The organism is Pseudomonas sp. E1BtOHC1 (assembly GCF_058744285.1).
Window position 1 is genome coordinate 3,200,122 of the sequence record NZ_CP196023.1, and the last position, 17,112, is coordinate 3,217,233.

A 17,112-nucleotide genomic window follows, 5' to 3' on the forward strand; every position below is an offset into this window, starting at 1 on the left:
CCCTGCGCCGCCTCTGAAAGGTTGCATCTGAAACAAGGACGTTCTCTTCAACCATTTCCGAATTCTCAGGCAGGTTACGACATGCAGTTCAGCGAATTGATGGCCGTTCTTTCGACCCTCGCGATCCGACTTCAACAGGACGGCGAGGATCTGCTGGTGCAGGGCGATGACGAGGCCCTGGACGACGCACTCTGGGACAGCCTGATCCAGCACAAGGCGCAACTTCTGCAGCGAGTGACCGAGCAGGGCGGCCACTGGCTGAGCCCGGCCTTCAGGATCACCCCGGACATGCTGCCCCTGGTGCAGCTGGAGCAGGCGGCCATCGATCGCATCGTCGCCGGCGTGCCAGGTGGCGCCGCCAATGTGCAGGACATCTACCCCCTGGCACCGCTGCAGGAAGGCATGCTCTATCACTACTTGTCTGCGCCCCAGGGCGATCCCTATGTGCTCCAGGCGCGTTTCGCCTTTGCCAGTCCGGAGCGGCTGCAAGCCTTTGCCGAGGCCTTGCAATGGGTGATCGAGCGCCACGACATCCTGCGCACCGCGATTGCCTGGGAAAGCCTCGATGAACCGCTGCAGGTGGTCCTGCGCCAGGCGCCGCTGCAGTGTCAAGCACTGCAGCTGGACGCTGCCGGGGGCGATGCCCTGGCTCAGTTGCAGCAGCGCTACGACTCCCGGCAATTCCGCCTGGACCTGCGCCAGGCGCCGCTGTTGCGCCTGGTGCACGCCGAGGACCCGGTCAACTCGCGTCAGGTGGCGTTGCTGCTGTTCCATCACATGGCCCTGGACCACGCCGCCCTGGATGTGGTGCGCCAGGAAATCCAGGCCTGCCTGCAGGGGCAGCGCGAGCAACTGCCGCTGCCGGTGCCGTTTCGCAACCACCTGGCCCAGGCCCGTCTGGGGCAGAGCGAAGAGCGGCACGCAGCCTTTTTCCGCGACATGCTCGCAGACATCGACGAGCCGACCCTGCCGTTCGGCCTGGGGGATGTGCAGGGCGCAACCCGGCGCATCGAAGAGCACCGGCTGCCAGTGGATCGCCAGCTCAGCCGGCGCCTGCGCAGCCAGGCCCGGCAACTGGGCGTGAGTGTGGCGAGCCTGATGCACCTGGCCCTGGGCCGGGTCCTGGGCCAGTTGTCCGGGCGCGAGGCGGTGGTGTTCGGCACTGTGCTGCTGGGGCGCATGGAGGTGGGCGAGGACGGTGAGCGGGCCCTGGGCATGTTCATCAACACCCTGCCGTTGCGGGTGGATGTGGGGGCGCACAGCGTGCGCGCCGGCGTGCTGGCGACCCATGCTCGGCTGAGCGCCTTGCTGGCCCATGAACACGCCTCCCTGGCCCTGGCCCAGCGGTGCAGCGGAGTCAGTGCGCCGACCCCGCTGTTCAGCGCCATGCTCAACTACCGCCACAGCCACGGGGCCGATGGCGACGAAGTCCAGGAACTGGTGCCGGGCATCCAGGTGCTGGGCGCCCAGGAGCGCACCAACTACCCGCTGACGGTCAACATCGACGATCTGGGCGAGGACCTGCTGATCACCGCCCTGGTGGACGCCACCCTGGGGGCCGAGCGCATCAGCGGCTACCTGCTGACCACTCTGGAAAGCCTGGCCCTGGCCCTGCAGAGCAACCCCGAGGCGCCGTTGCACAGCCTGGAAATGCTCCCGGCCAGCGAGCGGCGTTACCTGCTGCAGGGCCTGAACACGCCCCTGGGGCAGTACCCCGACAGCCCGCTGATCCATCAACAGGTGGAGGCCCAGGCCCGGGTCCAGCCCGAGGCGCCGGCGCTGCTTTTCCAGGCGCAGCGCTTGAGTTACGGCGAGCTCAACCGCCGCGCCAATCAGGTGGCCCATCGCTTGCTGGCGCTAGGTGTGCGTCCGGACCAGCGCGTGGCGATCTGCGTCGAGCGCAGCCTGGAAATGATCATCGGCCTGCTGGGCATCCTCAAGGCCGGCGGCGCCTATGTGCCCATCGACCCGGCCTATCCCCGGGAGCGCATCGCCTACACCCTGGAGGACAGCGCCCCGGTGGCCGTGCTGGTGCAGGCCGATACCCAGGCCCTGGTGGCCGACCTGCGGGTGCCGCTGATCGACCTCGACAGCCGCACCCTGGCCCATGAGGCCCAGGACAACCCCGAAGTGCCGGGGCTGACCCCGGCCAACCTGGCCTATGTGATCTACACCTCCGGCTCCACCGGTCTGCCCAAGGGGGTGATGGTGGAACACCGCAACGTCGCCCGGCTGTTTTCCGCCACCCGCGACTGGTTCGATTTCAACTGGCGCGACGTCTGGGCGCTGTTCCATTCCTTCGCCTTCGACTTCTCGGTGTGGGAGATCTGGGGCGCCCTGGTGCATGGCGGCCAGTTGCTGGTGGTACCTCAGGTCGTCAGCCGCTCCCCGCAAGCCTGTTACACACTGCTGTGCGAGGCCCGGGTGAGCATCCTCAACCAGACCCCCAGCGCCTTCCGCTCGCTGATTGCGGCCCAGGGCCAGAGCGGGCTCAAGCATTCCCTGCGCCAGGTGATCTTCGGCGGCGAAGCCCTGGAGCCGGGGATGCTCAAGCCCTGGTACGCCCGGCTGGAGAACGTCGGCACGCAACTGGTGAACATGTACGGCATCACCGAAACCACGGTGCACGTGACCTACCGGCCGTTGCAGGCGGCGGACGCGCAATGGGTGGGCAGCAGCCCCATCGGCCGACGGATTCCCGACCTGCAACTCTATGTGCTGGATGCACGCCGGGAGCCCTTGCCCACGGGCGTGGTGGGGGAGCTGTATGTGGGGGGCGCCGGGGTGGCCCGGGGTTACCTCAACCGTGATCAACTCAGCGCCGAGCGCTTCATTGCCGACCCCTTCAGCAACCGGCCGGAGGCGCGGCTGTACAAGACCGGCGACCTGGCCCGCTGGTGCGCCGATGGCAGCCTGGAGTACCTGGGGCGCAACGACGATCAGGTGAAGATTCGCGGTTTCCGCATCGAACTGGGGGAGGTCGAGGCGCGACTGGCCGCTTGCGACGGGGTGGGCGAGGCGGTGGTGATCGCCCGGGAAGAGACCCCGGGGGACAAGCGCCTGGTGGCCTATGTGATTCCCCGGCCGGGAGCGGCTCCGGGCGCCGCGCAGCTGCGTGAGCAACTGCGCCAGAGTCTGGCGGACTACATGCTGCCCAGCGCCTTCGTGCTGCTGCAGTCCTGGCCCCTGACCGCCAACGGCAAGCTCGACCGCAAGGCCCTGCCGGCGCCGGACAGCGCCGCGGTCGCCCGACGCGACTATGAAGCGCCCCAGGGCGAGGTGGAGCAGGCCATCGCGAGGATCTGGCAGGAGCTGCTGCAATTGCCCCAGGTCGGTCGCCAGGACAATTTCTTCGAGCTGGGCGGCCATTCGCTGCTGGCGGTCAAGCTGATGGAGCGCATGCGGCAGGTGGATCTGTGCGCCGATGTGCGGGTGCTGTTCGGCCAGCCGACCCTGGCCGCCCTGGCGGCCGCCGTGGGTGGGCAGCACGAGGTGCAGGTGCCGGCCAACCTGATCGGCGCCGATTGCCGGCGCATCACGCCCGCGCTGCTGCCCCTGGCGGACCTCGATCAAGCGGCCATCGACAAGGTGTTGGCCCAGGTGCCCGGTGGCGTGGCCAACGTTCAGGACATCTATGCCCTGGCCCCCTTGCAGGCGGGCATCCTGTATCACCACCTGAGCAGCGTCGAGGGCGATCCCTATGTGCTCCAGGTGCAGTTCGAGTTTGCCAGCGACGACGTCTTGCAGACCTTTACCCTGGCCTTGCAGCAGGTGATCCAGCGGCACGACATCCTGCGCACCAGCCTGGTCTGGGAAGGCCTTGACGAGGCGGTGCAAGTGGTCTGGCGCCAGGCCCCCCTGGAGTTGGAAGTGCTGGAACTGGACCCCGCCCGGGGGACGATACTCGGGCAACTGCAGGCCGGTTTCGACCCCCGTCACTATCGCCTTGACCTGGGCCGGGCACCTTTGCTGCGCCTGGTCTGTGCCCGGGACGCTGACCAGCAGCGCTGGCTGGGCATCCTGTTGTTGCATCACCTGGCCCTGGACCACAGCTCCCTTGAGGTGCTGGTGCAAGAGATCAGTGAGGTGCTGCAAGGCCGCAGCGCGCAGCTGCCGCCTGCCGCGCCTTACCGCAACTATGTGGCCCAGGCGCGCCTGGGGCTCGGCGAACAGGAACATCAGGCGTTCTTCCGCGAGATGCTGGGGGACATCGACGAGCCGACCCTGGCGTTCGGCCTGCAGGACGTCAATCGCGACGGCAGCGGCATCTGCGAGCAGCAGCTGCGGCTGGAGCCGGCACTGTGTCGGCGTTTGCGCCAGCAGGCGCGGAACCTCGGCGTCAGTGTCGCCAGCCTGATGCACCTGGCCTGGGGCCGGGTCCTGGGGCAAGTGTCCGGCCGCGACGACGTGGTGTTCGGCACCGTGCTGCTGGGGCGCATGCACGGCGGCTCGGGGGCCGACCGCGCCCTGGGCATGTTCATCAACACCTTGCCGCTGCGGGTCGGCTTGGGCACCCAGGGCGTGGCCGAGGCCCTGGGCCGTACCCATCAGCAACTGGCGCAACTGCTGGGGCATGAGCACGCCTCCCTGGCCCTGGCCCAGCGTTGCAGCGGCGTGCCGGCGGCGCTGCCGCTGTTCAACAGCCTGCTCAACTACCGTCACAGTCCCCCGGAGGACGCTGACGATCAGGGGCCGGCGACCTGGGACGGCATTCGCGTGCTGGCGTCCGAGGAGCGCAGCAACTACCCGCTGGCGCTGAACATCGACGATGACGGCGAGGGTTTGCGCCTGACCCTGCAGGCGGTGGCCCAGGTCAATGGCGAGCGGGTCTGCCGCTACATGGAATGTGTCCTGGAACACTTGGCCCAGGCCCTGGAACAGATGCCGGGCATGGCCCTGGAACAGATCCCGGTGGTGCCCCCGGCCGAACGCCGGCAGTTGCTAGTGGAGTTCAATGCCACTGCCCGTGAATATCCACGCCGGCAGACCCTGCACCAACTGTTCGAAGCTCAGGCCCTGGCCCATCCGGAGCGGGTGGCGGCGGTGGAGGGTGATGCCCTACTCAGCTACGCCGAGCTCAATACCCGGGCCAACCAGCTGGCCCACCACCTGCTGGAGCTGGGGGTGCAGCCCGGGGACCACCTGGCGATTCTGTTGCCGCGCTCCCTGGACCTGTTGCTCAGCCAGTTGGCCATCAGCAAGTGCGCCGCGGCCTATGTGCCCCTGGACATCAACGCCCCGGCCCAGCGCCAGGGCTTCATGGTCAGCGACAGTCACAGCGTGGTCCTGCTGACCCGCAGTGACGAGGTGCTGGATGGCCCGGCCCGGCGCGTGGACCTGGATCGCCTGCGGCTGAGCGCATTGCCCGCCCACAACCCGGACCTGCCGCAGTCCTCCGAGAGCGTGGCGTACATCATGTACACCTCCGGCTCCACCGGCACGCCCAAGGGGGTACGGGTGCCGCACCGAGCCATCAGCCGCCTGGTGATCAACAACGGCTACGCCGATTTCAACCCCGAGGACCGGGTGGTCTTCGCCTCCAACCCGGCCTTCGACGCCAGCACCATGGACGTCTGGGGGGCCTTGCTCAACGGCGGGCGAGTGCTGGTCATCGATCACCACACCCTGCTGGACCCGGCGCGCTTCGGCCACGCCCTGAGGACCTTTGGGGCTACGGTGCTGTTCGTCACCACGGCGCTGTTCAACCAGTATGTGCAGCTGATTCCCGAGGCCCTCAAGGGCTTGCGGATACTCCTCTGCGGCGGCGAGCGCGGCGACCCGGCAGCCTTTCGCCGGCTCTTGGCGCAAGCGCCGCACCTGCGCCTGGTGCACTGTTATGGCCCCACCGAAACCACCACCTACGCCACCACCCATGAGGTCCGGCAACTGGCGGCCGACGCCGAGCACGTGCCCATCGGCCGGCCGATCGCCAATACCCGGGTGTATGTCCTGGATCAGCGCCAGCAGCCGCTGCCCCTGGGGGCCCAGGGCGAGATCGTCATCGGTGGCGATGGCGTGGCCCTGGGTTACCTCAACCGTCCCGAGCTGAACGCCGAGAAGTTCATCCGCGACCCTTTCAGCGACCACCCGCAGGCGCTGCTGTACCGCACCGGGGACATGGGCCGCTGGCTGGAGCACGGCGTGCTGGAATGCCTGGGACGCAATGACGATCAGGTGAAGATCCGCGGCCTGCGTATCGAGCTGGGGGAGATCGAGGCCCGCTTGCTGACCTGTCCCGGGGTCAAGGAAGGCGTGGTCCTGGCCCGCGAGGACGAACCCGGAGACAAGCGCCTGGTGGCCTACTACACCGTGCAGGCCGACGCCCCGGAACCGTCCGCCGAATCCCTGCGCCAGGCGCTGCAACAGCAGTTGCCGGACTACATGGTGCCCCTGGCCTATGTGCGCCTCGACGCGTTGCCCCTGACCAACAACGGCAAGCTGGAGCGCAAGGGCCTGCCGGCGCCGGATCAGTCGGCCCTGCTCAGCCGCGGCTTCGTCGCCCCCGAGGGTGAGGTGGAGACGGCCCTGGCACGGATCTGGAGCGAACTGCTCAAGGTCGAGCGGGTAGGGCGTCACGATCATTTCTTCGAACTGGGCGGGCACTCGCTGCTGGCGGTGAGCCTGATCGAGCGCATGCGCCAGATCGGCCTCAGCGCCGATGTGCGGGTGCTGTTTGGCCAGCCGACCCTGGCGGCCCTGGCCGCCGCGGTGGGCAGCGGTCGCGAGGTGCAGGTGCCGGCCAACGCCATCGGCCTCGACTGCTTGCGTATCACGCCGCAGATGCTGCCCCTGATCGAACTGGACCAGCAGGCCATCGACCGAGTGGTGGCCAGCGTTCCCGGCGGCGTGGCCAACGTGCAGGACATCTACCCCCTGGCGCCGCTGCAGGAGGGCATTCTCTATCACCACCTGAGTGCCGAGCAGGGCGATCCCTACCTGCTGCAGTCGCGAATGGCCTTCGACAGCCTGGAGCGTTTGCAGCGCTTCGCCGGCGCCATGCAACAGGTCATCCAGCGCCACGACATCCTGCGCACCGCAGTGCTCTGGGAGGGCTTGCCGCAGCCGTTGCAGGTGGTCTGGCGGCAGGCCGAACTGCAGGTTCTGGAGCAGGTGCTGGACCCGGCGGACGGCGATCTGCTCGAACAGCTGCAGCAACGCTTCGACGCTCGCCACTGGCGCCTGGACCTGGCCCGCGCGCCGCTGATCCGCCTGGTCTATGCCCGGGTCCCGGGGCAGTCGCGGGTGCTGGCGATTCTGCTGTTCCACCACCTGGCCCTGGATCACACCGCCATGGAGGTGATCGGCGAGGAAATGCGCGCGCTGCTGTTCAACCGCGGCGAGCGCCTGGGCACCCCGGTGCCTTATCGCAACTACGTGGCCCAGGCGCGCCTGGGGGCCGGTCAGGCCGAGCACGAGGCGTTTTTCCGGCAGATGCTCGGTGATGTCGACGAGCCGACCCTGGCCTTTGCCGTGGAGGATGTGCAAGGCGATGGCCGGGATATCGAAGAGGCCCGGGTGCCTGTGCCCGATGCCCTGAGCCTGCGCCTGCGGGAGCAGGCGCGGCAGCTGGGGGTCAGTGCCGCGGCGCTGATGCACCTGGCCTGGGGCCTGGTCCTGGGGCAGGTGTCCAATCGCCGGCACGTGGTGTTCGGCACTGTGCTGATGGGGCGGATGCAGGGCGGTGAGGGCGCCGACCGGGCCCTGGGGGTGTTTATCAATACCTTGCCGCTGCGGGTGGATGTGGACGCCGGCAGCGTGCGTGCCGGGGTCCGCGCGACCCATGCCCGGCTCAGCGCCCTGTTGGGCCACGAGCATGCGTCCCTGGCCCTGGCCCAGCGCTGCAGTGGGGTGGCAGCCAGTTCGCCGCTGTTCAGTGCCTTGCTCAACTACCGGCACAGCGTGGCGGACGCCGGACGGGGCGATGGCCTGGATATCTGGCAGGGGGTCGAGCTGCTGGGGGGCGAGGAACGCAGCAACTACCCGCTGAGCCTGAGCGTCGACGACCTGGGCCAGGGCTTCAGTCTGTCGTTGCTGGCGCTGTCGGCGATGGGCGCACAGCGCATGGGCGGTTACATGCTCCGGGTTCTGGAGCAACTGGCCGATGCCCTGCAATGGACCCCGGAGCTGGACCTGGGGCAGCTCTCGGTATTGCCGGTGGCGGAGCGCCAGCAGTTGCTGGAAGGCTTCAATGCCAGCGGCGCCGACTATCCCCGTGGACAGACCCTGCACGGCCTGTTCGAGGCCCGGGTGCAGGATGCTCCCGAGGCCGTGGCCCTGGTGCAAGGTTCGTTGCGCCTGAGCTACCGGCAACTGAACCAGCGGGCCAATCAACTGGCCCGGCAACTGCTGGAACTGGGGGCCGGCCCCGACGAGCGCGTGGCGCTGTGCCTGCCGCGGGGGCCGCAACTGCTGACGGCCATGCTGGCGATTCTCAAGGCCGGGGCGAGCTATGTGCCCATCGACCCGAGCCATCCGCCGGAGCGGATCGCCTACCTGCTGCAGGACAGCGCGCCCCTGGCGGTGTTGGTGCAGGGCGCGATCGGCGAGCTGCCGGGCATTCCAGGCCTGGCGCAGATCGATCTGGATCGCTGCGTCTGGCAGGAGGCGCCCCTGGACAATCCGCGGGTGCCGGGGCTGACTCCGGCGCACCTGGCCTATGTGATCTACACCTCCGGCTCCACCGGCCAGCCCAAGGGCGTGATGGTGGAGCACCAGAGCCTGGAGAATCTGCTGCACTGGCACTGCGCGACCTTCGACCTGGGCCCGGGGCGCCACAGTTCCAGCGTCGCCGGCCTGGGTTTTGACGCCATGGCCTGGGAGGTCTGGCCGACCCTGTGCAGCGGCGCCACCCTGCACCTGCCACCGGCCGAGGTGGGCAGCCAGGACCTTGAAGCGTTGCTCGGCTGGTGGCGGGCCCAGCCCCTGGATATCAGCTTCCTGCCGACCCCGGTGGCCGAGTACGTCTTCAGCCAGGGCCAGGGGCACCCGACCCTGAGCACCTTGCTGATCGGCGGCGACCGCCTGCGCCAGTTCCCGGCCGATCCGGGGTTTGCCGTGATCAACAACTACGGGCCCACCGAAGCCACGGTGGTGGCCACGTCCGGCCCAATCGCGGTGGGCGGCTCGCTGCACATCGGCCGACCCATGGCCAATGCGCGGATCTACCTGCTGGACGAACAGCAGCGCCCGGTGCCCTTGGGGGTGGTCGGCGAACTCTATGTGGGCGGCGCCGGGGTAGCCCGGGGTTACCTCAATCGCGATGCGCTGACCGCCGAGCGCTTCCTCGACGACCCGTTCTGCGCCGAGCCCACCGCGCGCATGTATCGCACGGGCGATTTGGCCCGCTGGCGTGCCGACGGCAACCTCGACTACCTGGGGCGCAATGACGATCAGGTGAAGGTGCGCGGCATGCGCATCGAGCCGGGAGAAATCGAGGCCGCGCTGCTCAGCCACCCGGCCCTCAAGGAGGCCCTGGTACTGGTGCGCGAAGGGCGTCTGCTGGCCTACTTCACCGAGCATGCCGAGGTTTCCAACCACGAGCTGGATCTCCAGGACCTGCGAGATCACCTGCAGGGCCGACTGCCGGACTCCATGTTGCCGGTGGCCTATGTGCGCTTGCTGGCGCTGCCCCTGACCGCCAACGGCAAGCTCGATCGCCAGGCCCTGCCGCAACCGGATCAGGGAGCCTGGCTGAGCCGCGAATTCGAGGCGCCCCAGGGCGAGGTGGAAAGCGCCTTGGCGCGGATCTGGAGCGAGCTGCTACAGGTGCAACAGGTCGGACGCCACGATCACTTCTTCGAACTGGGCGGGCACTCACTGCTGGCGGTGAGCCTGATCGAGCGCATGCGCCAGATCGGCCTCAGCGCCGATGTGCGAGTGCTGTTCAACCAGCCGACCCTGGCGGCCCTGGCCGCTGCCGTGGGCAGCGGCCGCGAGGTGCAGGTGCCGGCCAACCTGATCGGCACCGATTGCCAGAGCATCACCCCAGAGCTGCTGCCGCTGATCGAGCTGGACCAGGACGCCATCGAGCGCATCGTCGCCACGGTGCCGGGCGGGGTGGAAAACGTGCAGGACATCTACCCCCTGGCGCCGTTGCAGGAGGGCATCCTCTATCACCACCTGAGCGCCCGCCAGGGCGATCCTTATCTGCTGCAATCCCATCTGGCCTTCGCCGACCGCCAGCGCCTGGAGGATTTCACCCAGGCCTTGCAGCGCGTGGGCGAACGCCACGACATCCTGCGCACCGCGGTGCTCTGGGAGGGCCTGAAACAGCCGCTGCAAGTGGTCTGGCGCCGGGCCCGGGTGGCGGTGGAGGAGGTCATCCTCGATCCGGCCGAGGGCGATATTCTCGAACAATTGCATGCACGCTTCGATGCCCGGCATTGGCGCCTGGAGCTGACCCGGGCGCCGTTGATGCGCCTGGTCCATGCCCAGGACCCGGTCCGGCAGCGCACGGTGGCGATCCTGCTGTTCCATCACATCGTCCTGGACCACACCGCCCTGGAGGTGGTTCGCGAGGAAATCCAGGCCTGTCTGTTGGGGCAGGAGCCTGTCGGCACGGCGATTCCCTATCGCAACTATGTGGCCCAGGCCCGCCTGGGGGTCAGTCGCGAGGAGCACGAGGCGTTCTTCCGCGAGATGCTCGGGGACATCGACGAACCGACCCTGCCGTTCGGCCTGCAGGACGTGCAGGGCGACGGCGAGGCCATTGAAGAGTTGCAACGGACCCTGGACGCCGACCTGAGCGCGCGCCTGCGGGCCCAGGCTCGGCTGCTGGGGGTCAGCGCCGCGAGCCTGTTCCACCTGGCCTGGGCCCGGGTCCTGAGCGTCACCTCGGGCCAGGAGCGCGTGGTGTTCGGCACCGTGCTGCTGGGACGCCTGCAAGGCGGACTGGGGGCCGACCGGGCCCTGGGCATGTTCATCAACACCTTGCCGTTGCGGGTCGACCTGGACCACAGCGGCACCCGGGCGGCGGTCAAGGCGACCCACGCCCGGCTCAGCGCCTTGCTGGGGCACGAGCATGCCTCCCTGGCCCTGGCCCAGCGTTGCAGCGGCGTGGTCGCGCCGCTGCCGCTGTTCAGCGCCATGCTCAACTACCGCCACGGCAGCGACGCAGTGCCGAGCCCGGCGGTGCAACAGGCCTGGCAGGGCATCCAGACCCTGCACAGCGAAGAGCGCACCAACTACCCCCTGAGCCTCAACGTCGATGACCTCGGCCAGGGCTTCCGGCTGACCGCCATGACCCTGGCGCGGATTGGCGCCGAGCGCATCTGCGGCTACATGGAGCAGGCCCTGTGCGCGCTGGTGGACACCCTGGAACAGGCGCCCCAGCGGCCCTTGCGTCAGGTACCGATCCTGCCGCCAGCTGAGCGCCAGCAACTGCTGCACACCTTCAATGCCACGACCCGGGACTACCCCCTGGAACAGACCCTGCACGGGCTGTTCGAGGCCCAGGTGCTGCGCAGCCCCGAAGCCCTGGCGGTGCAGGCGGGGGAGCAGCGCCTGAGCTATCGCCAGCTCAACCAGCGGGCCAACCAGTTGGCCGGGCACCTGCTGCAACTGGGGGTTGGCCCCGATACCCGGGTGGCGATCTGTGTCGAGCGTGGCCTGGAGATGGTCATCGGCCTGCTGGCGATCCTCAAGGCCGGCGGCGCCTATGTGCCCATCGACCCGGCGTACCCCGCCGAGCGCATCGCCTACATGCTCCAGGACAGCGCGCCCCAGGCCGTGCTGGTGCAGGCTGGCGGTCGGCCTCTTGCGGGCGGGCTGAGGGTGCCCCTGGTGGAACTCGACCGCTGGGTCTGGAGCGAGGAGCCCCAGGCCAATCCCCAACGCCCCGGACTGAGCCCGAGCCATCTGGCCTATGTGATCTACACCTCGGGTTCCACCGGCCAGCCCAAGGGCGCGATGAACGAGCACCGGGCGGTGGTCAACCGCCTGCTGTGGATGCAGGAGCAGTACGGCCTGACGGCCGCCGACGCGGTGCTGCAAAAGACCCCTTTCAGCTTCGACGTTTCGGTCTGGGAATTCTTCTGGCCGCTGTTCACCGGTGCACGGCTGGTGATGGCCCGGCCCGAAGGGCACAAGGACCCGGCCTACCTGCGCCAGGTGATCCGCGATGAAGGCATCAGCACCGTGCATTTCGTGCCGTCGATGCTCGATGTGTTCCTGGCCTATGGCGATACCCGGGACTGCAGCGGCCTGCGCCAGGTGATGTGCAGCGGCGAGGCCTTGCCGGGCAGCCTGGTGCGGCGCTTCAAGCAGCAGTTGCCGCAGGTCGCCCTGTACAACCTCTATGGCCCCACCGAAGCGGCGGTGGACGTCACCGCCTGGGATTGCGCCGGACCGTTGGCCGAGACCCCGGACAACACCCCGATCGGCAAGCCCATCGCCAACACCCGGATGTACCTGCTGGACGGGCAGATGCAACCGGTGCCCCTGGGGGTGGTGGGCGAGTTGTACATCGGTGGGGTACAGGTGGCCCGGGGATACCTCAATCGAGATGAGCTGACCGCCGAGCGCTTCCTCAAGGACCCGTTCAGCGATGCGCCCGGTGCGCGCATTTACCGCACCGGCGACCTGGGCCGTTATCGGGCCGACGGTACTCTCGAGTACCTGGGGCGCAACGACGATCAGGTGAAAATCCGTGGCCTGCGCATCGAACTGGGGGAAATCCAGGCCCGCCTGACCCAGCTGGACGGGGTCAAGGAAGCGGTGGTCCTGGCCCGGGAGGACGTGCCCGGGGACCAGCGCCTGGTGGCTTACTACACCTGTCACGAGACGGACCGCCAGTTGCCCATCGAGACCCTGCGGGCGCAGCTGCTGGAGCACCTGCCGGACTACATGGTGCCGGCGCTGTTCGTGCACCTGGAGGCGCTGCCCTTGAGCCCCAACGGCAAGCTGGCGCGCAAGGACTTGCCGGTTCCGGGGCGGGAAGCGGCTCTGGTGCGCGAATACGAGGCGCCCATCGGTGACATGGAGATCACCCTGGCCCGGCTCTGGGCCGAGTTGCTCAATGTCGAGCGGGTGGGGCGTCACGATCATTTCTTCGAACTGGGCGGGCATTCGCTGCTGGCGGTGAGCCTGATCAGCCGGATGCGCGAGGAAGGCATGGAAGCCGATGTCAGGGCGCTGTTCGAACAACCGACCCTGGCGGGCTACGCGGCAATGACCGAACGAATGGAGATCATCCTGTGAGCGTGATCGAACTGTTGGCGACACTGAAGGAAAAGGACGTGCAACTGGTGCTCAAGGGCGAGCAACTGGTGGTCCAGGGCAACAAGCAGGCCTTGAGCGAACCGGCCCTGCTGGCCCGGTTGCGGGAATACAAGCCGCAACTGATCGAGCTGATCAGGGCCGGGAAATACTCGGCGACCAAGGCCGGGCAGGTCGAGGTGCCGGCCAACGGCATCACGCCGGCGACCCGCCACATCACCCCGGACCTGCTGCCCCTGGCCGACCTCAGCCAGGAGGCCATCGAGCGCATTGTCGCCACGGTGCCGGGCGGGGTCGGCAATGTGCAGGACATCTACCCCCTGGCACCGCTGCAGGAGGGGATTCTCTATCACCATGTCAGTGCCGTGCAGGGCGATCCCTATGTCATGCAGGCGCAGTTTGCCTTCGCCAGCCGCGAGCGCCTGGAGGCTTTTGCCGAGGCCTTGCGCGGGGTCATTGCGCGCCACGATATCCTGCGCACCGCAGTGCTTTGGGATGGCCTGGAGCAGCCGATGCAGGTGGTCTGGCGCGAGGCCGGGCTGGTTCTCCAGGAGGTCGAAACCGACCCGGGTGCCGGTGATGTCATGGCCCAGTTGCATGGCCGTTTCGACGCCCGCCACTTTCGCCTGGACATCAGCCAGGCGCCGATGCTGCGTCTGGTGCATGCCTGGGACGACGCCGGGCAGCGCATTGTCGCCATGCTGCTGTTCCATCACATGGCCCTGGACCACAGCGCCCTGGATGTGGTGCGCCACGAAATGCAGGCATTGCTCATGGGGCAGGGCGAGCGCCTGGGGCCGGCCCTGCCGTTTCGCAACTACGTGGCCCAGGCCCGGCTGGGCACCGCGCAAGAGGAGCACGAGGCGTTCTTCCGGCAGATGCTCGGCGATATCGACGAGCCGACCCTGGCGTTCGGCCTGCAGGATGTGCAGGGCGATGGGCGGGCCATCGAGGAAGCCAGCCTGGCCCTGCCGGAGTCGTTGAGCCAGCACTTGCGGGCCCGGGCGCGGCAGGCCGGGGTCAGCGCCGCGAGCCTGTTCCACCTGGCCTGGGGCCGGGTGCTGGCGACCCTGGCGGGCAAGCGCAAGGTGGTGTTCGGCACGGTGCTGATGGGGCGCATGCAGGGTGCCGAGGCCACCGACCGGGCCCTGGGGATCTTCATCAACACCTTGCCGTTTCGCCTGGATGTGGACGAACGGCCTCTGGATGAGGCCCTCAAGGCCACCCATGCGCGGCTGACCACCTTGCTGCGCCATGAACATGCGGCCCTGGCCCTGGCCCAGCGCTGCAGCGGCGTGAGCGCGCCGACCCCGCTGTTCAGTGCCTTGCTCAACTACCGCCACAGCGGCGCCGCCGTCAGTACCGAGGCCCAGGCCGCCTGGGCCGGGATCAGCACCCTGCACTCCGAGGAGCGCACCAACTACCCCCTGACCCTGAGTGTCGACGACCTCGGCACAGGCTTCGGCCTGACCTTGCTGGCCAGCACCCAGGTCGATCCGCGACCTATCCTCGACTATCTGCTGTGCACCCTGGAGCACCTGGCCCAGGCCCTGGAACAGACGCCCCGGCTGGCCCTGGAGCAACTGCCGATCCTGTCCCTGGCCCAGCGTCAGCAACTGCTGGAGGGCTTCAACCAGAGCACCGTGGATTACCCCCGGGGCCAGACCGTCCATGGGCGCATCCAGGCCCAGGCGGCCCGCACCCCCGAGGCGGTGGCCGCCTGGCACCAGGGCCGGGCCCTGAGTTACGCCGAGCTCAACCGGCAAGCCAACGGGCTGGCCCGGCAACTGCGCGGGCTGGGCGTGCAGCCCGACGATCGGGTGGCCATCGTCGCCCGGCGCGGCCTGGAGACCCTGGTGGGCTTGCTGGCCATCCTCAAGTCCGGGGCCTGCTATGTACCGATCGATCCGGCCCATCCCGTCGAGCGCCTGGGCTACCTGCTGCAAGACAGCGGCCCGCGGGCGGTACTGACCCAGGCCGATCTGCTGGGGCGCCTGCCGCCGCTGGCGGTGCCGGTGATCGAGCTCGACCCGCGTCTCTGGCAGGACCAGGACCAGGACAATCTCGAGGTGGCGGGGCTGACCCCGGCCCATCTGGCCTATGTGATCTACACCTCCGGCTCCACCGGCCTGCCCAAGGGGGTGATGGTGGAACACCAGACCCTGTGCAATCTGGTGGACTGGCACTGCCAGGCCTTCGACCTGCACGCCGGCAGCCACACCTCGAGCCTCGCCGGGTTCGGCTTCGACGCCATGGCCTGGGAGGTCTGGCCGGCCCTGTGCGTCGGCGCCACCCTGCACCTGGCGCCGGCCCATGACGGCAGCGAGGACGTGGATGGCTTGCTCGCCTGGTGGCGTTCCCAGCCCCTGGAGGTGAGCTTCCTGCCGACCCCGGTGGCCGAGTACGCCTTCAGCCAGGAACTGCAACACCCGACCCTGCGCACCCTGTTGATCGGCGGTGACCGTCTGCGCCAGTTCAGCCATCAGCAGCGTTTTGCCCTGATCAACAACTACGGCCCCACCGAAGCCACGGTGGTGGCAACGTCCGGCCCGATAGCCGCGGGCGGTTCCCTGGACATCGGCCGGCCCGTGGCCAACGCACGGATCTACCTGCTGGACCAACAGCAGCGCCCGGTGCCCATCGGCGTGGCGGGCGAGCTCTATGTGGGGGGCGCCGGGGTGGCTCGGGGTTACCTCAATCGCGACGAACTGACAGCCGAGCGCTTTCTCCCCGATCCCTTCAGCGACCAGCCCGGCGCGCGCATGTACCGCAGCGGCGACCTGGCCCGCTGGCTGGCGGACGGGCGTATCGAGTACCTGGGACGCAACGACGACCAGGTGAAAATCCGTGGCGTGCGCATCGAGCTGGGGGAAATCGAGAGCCGCCTCAACCCGTTCCCCGGGATCAAGGAAGCGGTGGTGCTGGTCCGCGAAGACCAGCCGGGCAACCCGCGGCTGGTGGCCTATTTCACTGTGCACGAGGGTTCTGCGGCGCTGTCGGTGGCGGATCTGCGGGCTCACTTGCTGGCGCAACTGCCGGACTACATGGTGCCGATGGCCTATGTGCAGCTTGACGCCTTGCCCCTGACCGCCAACGGCAAGCTGGACCGCAAGGCGCTGCCGGCGCCGGATCAGGCGGCCTTGTTCAGCCGCGAGTACCAGGCGCCCCGGGGGCCCACTGAAACCACCCTGGCGGATATCTGGAAAGAGGTGCTGCACCTGCCGCGAGTCGGGCGCCACGATCACTTTTTCGAACTGGGCGGCCATTCCCTGCTGGCCATGCGCATGGTGTCCCAGGTACGTCAGCGCCTGGGGGTGGAGCTGGCCCTGGGCGAGCTGTTCGCCAATGCCGAGCTCTGCGCGGTGGCGGCGGTGCTGGACCGGGCCGGACGCAGCCAGTTGCCGGAGATCTTCCCGGCGTCCCAGGACCATGACCTGCCACTGTCCTTTGCCCAGCAACGCCTGTGGTTCCTGGCGCAGATGGACGGCGCCGGCAGTGCCTACAACATCCCCATCGGCCTGGGCCTGCGCGGCCGCCTGGATCGCCCGGCGCTGCAACAGGCGCTGCAGGCCATCGTCGCTCGGCACGCCACCTTGCGCAGCCGTTTTGTCCGCTGCGAAGACCAACCCCAGGTGCTGATCGGCTCCATCGAAGAGGCCCTGGAACTGGGGTTCGAAGACCTGCGGGACACCCCCCGGAACCTGACCGAGCGGGTTCGGGTCGAGGCGGCCCAAGCCTTCGACCTGGAGCACGGGCCGGTGATCCGCGGGCGCTTGCTGGCCCTGGCGGACGATCATCATGTGCTGCTGCTGACCTTGCACCACATCGTCGCCGACGGCTGGTCCATGGGGGTGCTGACCCGGGAGCTGGTGGCTCTTTACGAAGCCTTCAGCCAGG

2 protein-coding genes (1 of these 2 only partly in view) are annotated in these 17,112 nt (G+C 68.5%); both read left to right on the forward strand.

The annotated features are described in order from the left end of the window. Positions 1–81: 81 nt before the first annotated feature. On the forward strand, positions 82–13,197 hold the full coding sequence (locus tag ACSSVC_RS14825) for an amino acid adenylation domain-containing protein (RefSeq protein ID WP_492612452.1): 13,116 nt from the start codon (positions 82–84) through the stop codon (positions 13,195–13,197). Continuing rightward, positions 13,194–17,112, forward strand: partial view of an amino acid adenylation domain-containing protein gene (locus ACSSVC_RS14830; protein ID WP_492612453.1) — the 5' end (the start) only. The gene runs 10,823 nt beyond the window's last position; 3,919 of the gene's 14,742 nt are visible here — the first part of the coding sequence; it begins with the start codon at positions 13,194–13,196; its stop codon lies off the right edge, out of view. Before ACSSVC_RS14825 ends, ACSSVC_RS14830 begins: the two co-directional genes overlap by 4 nt.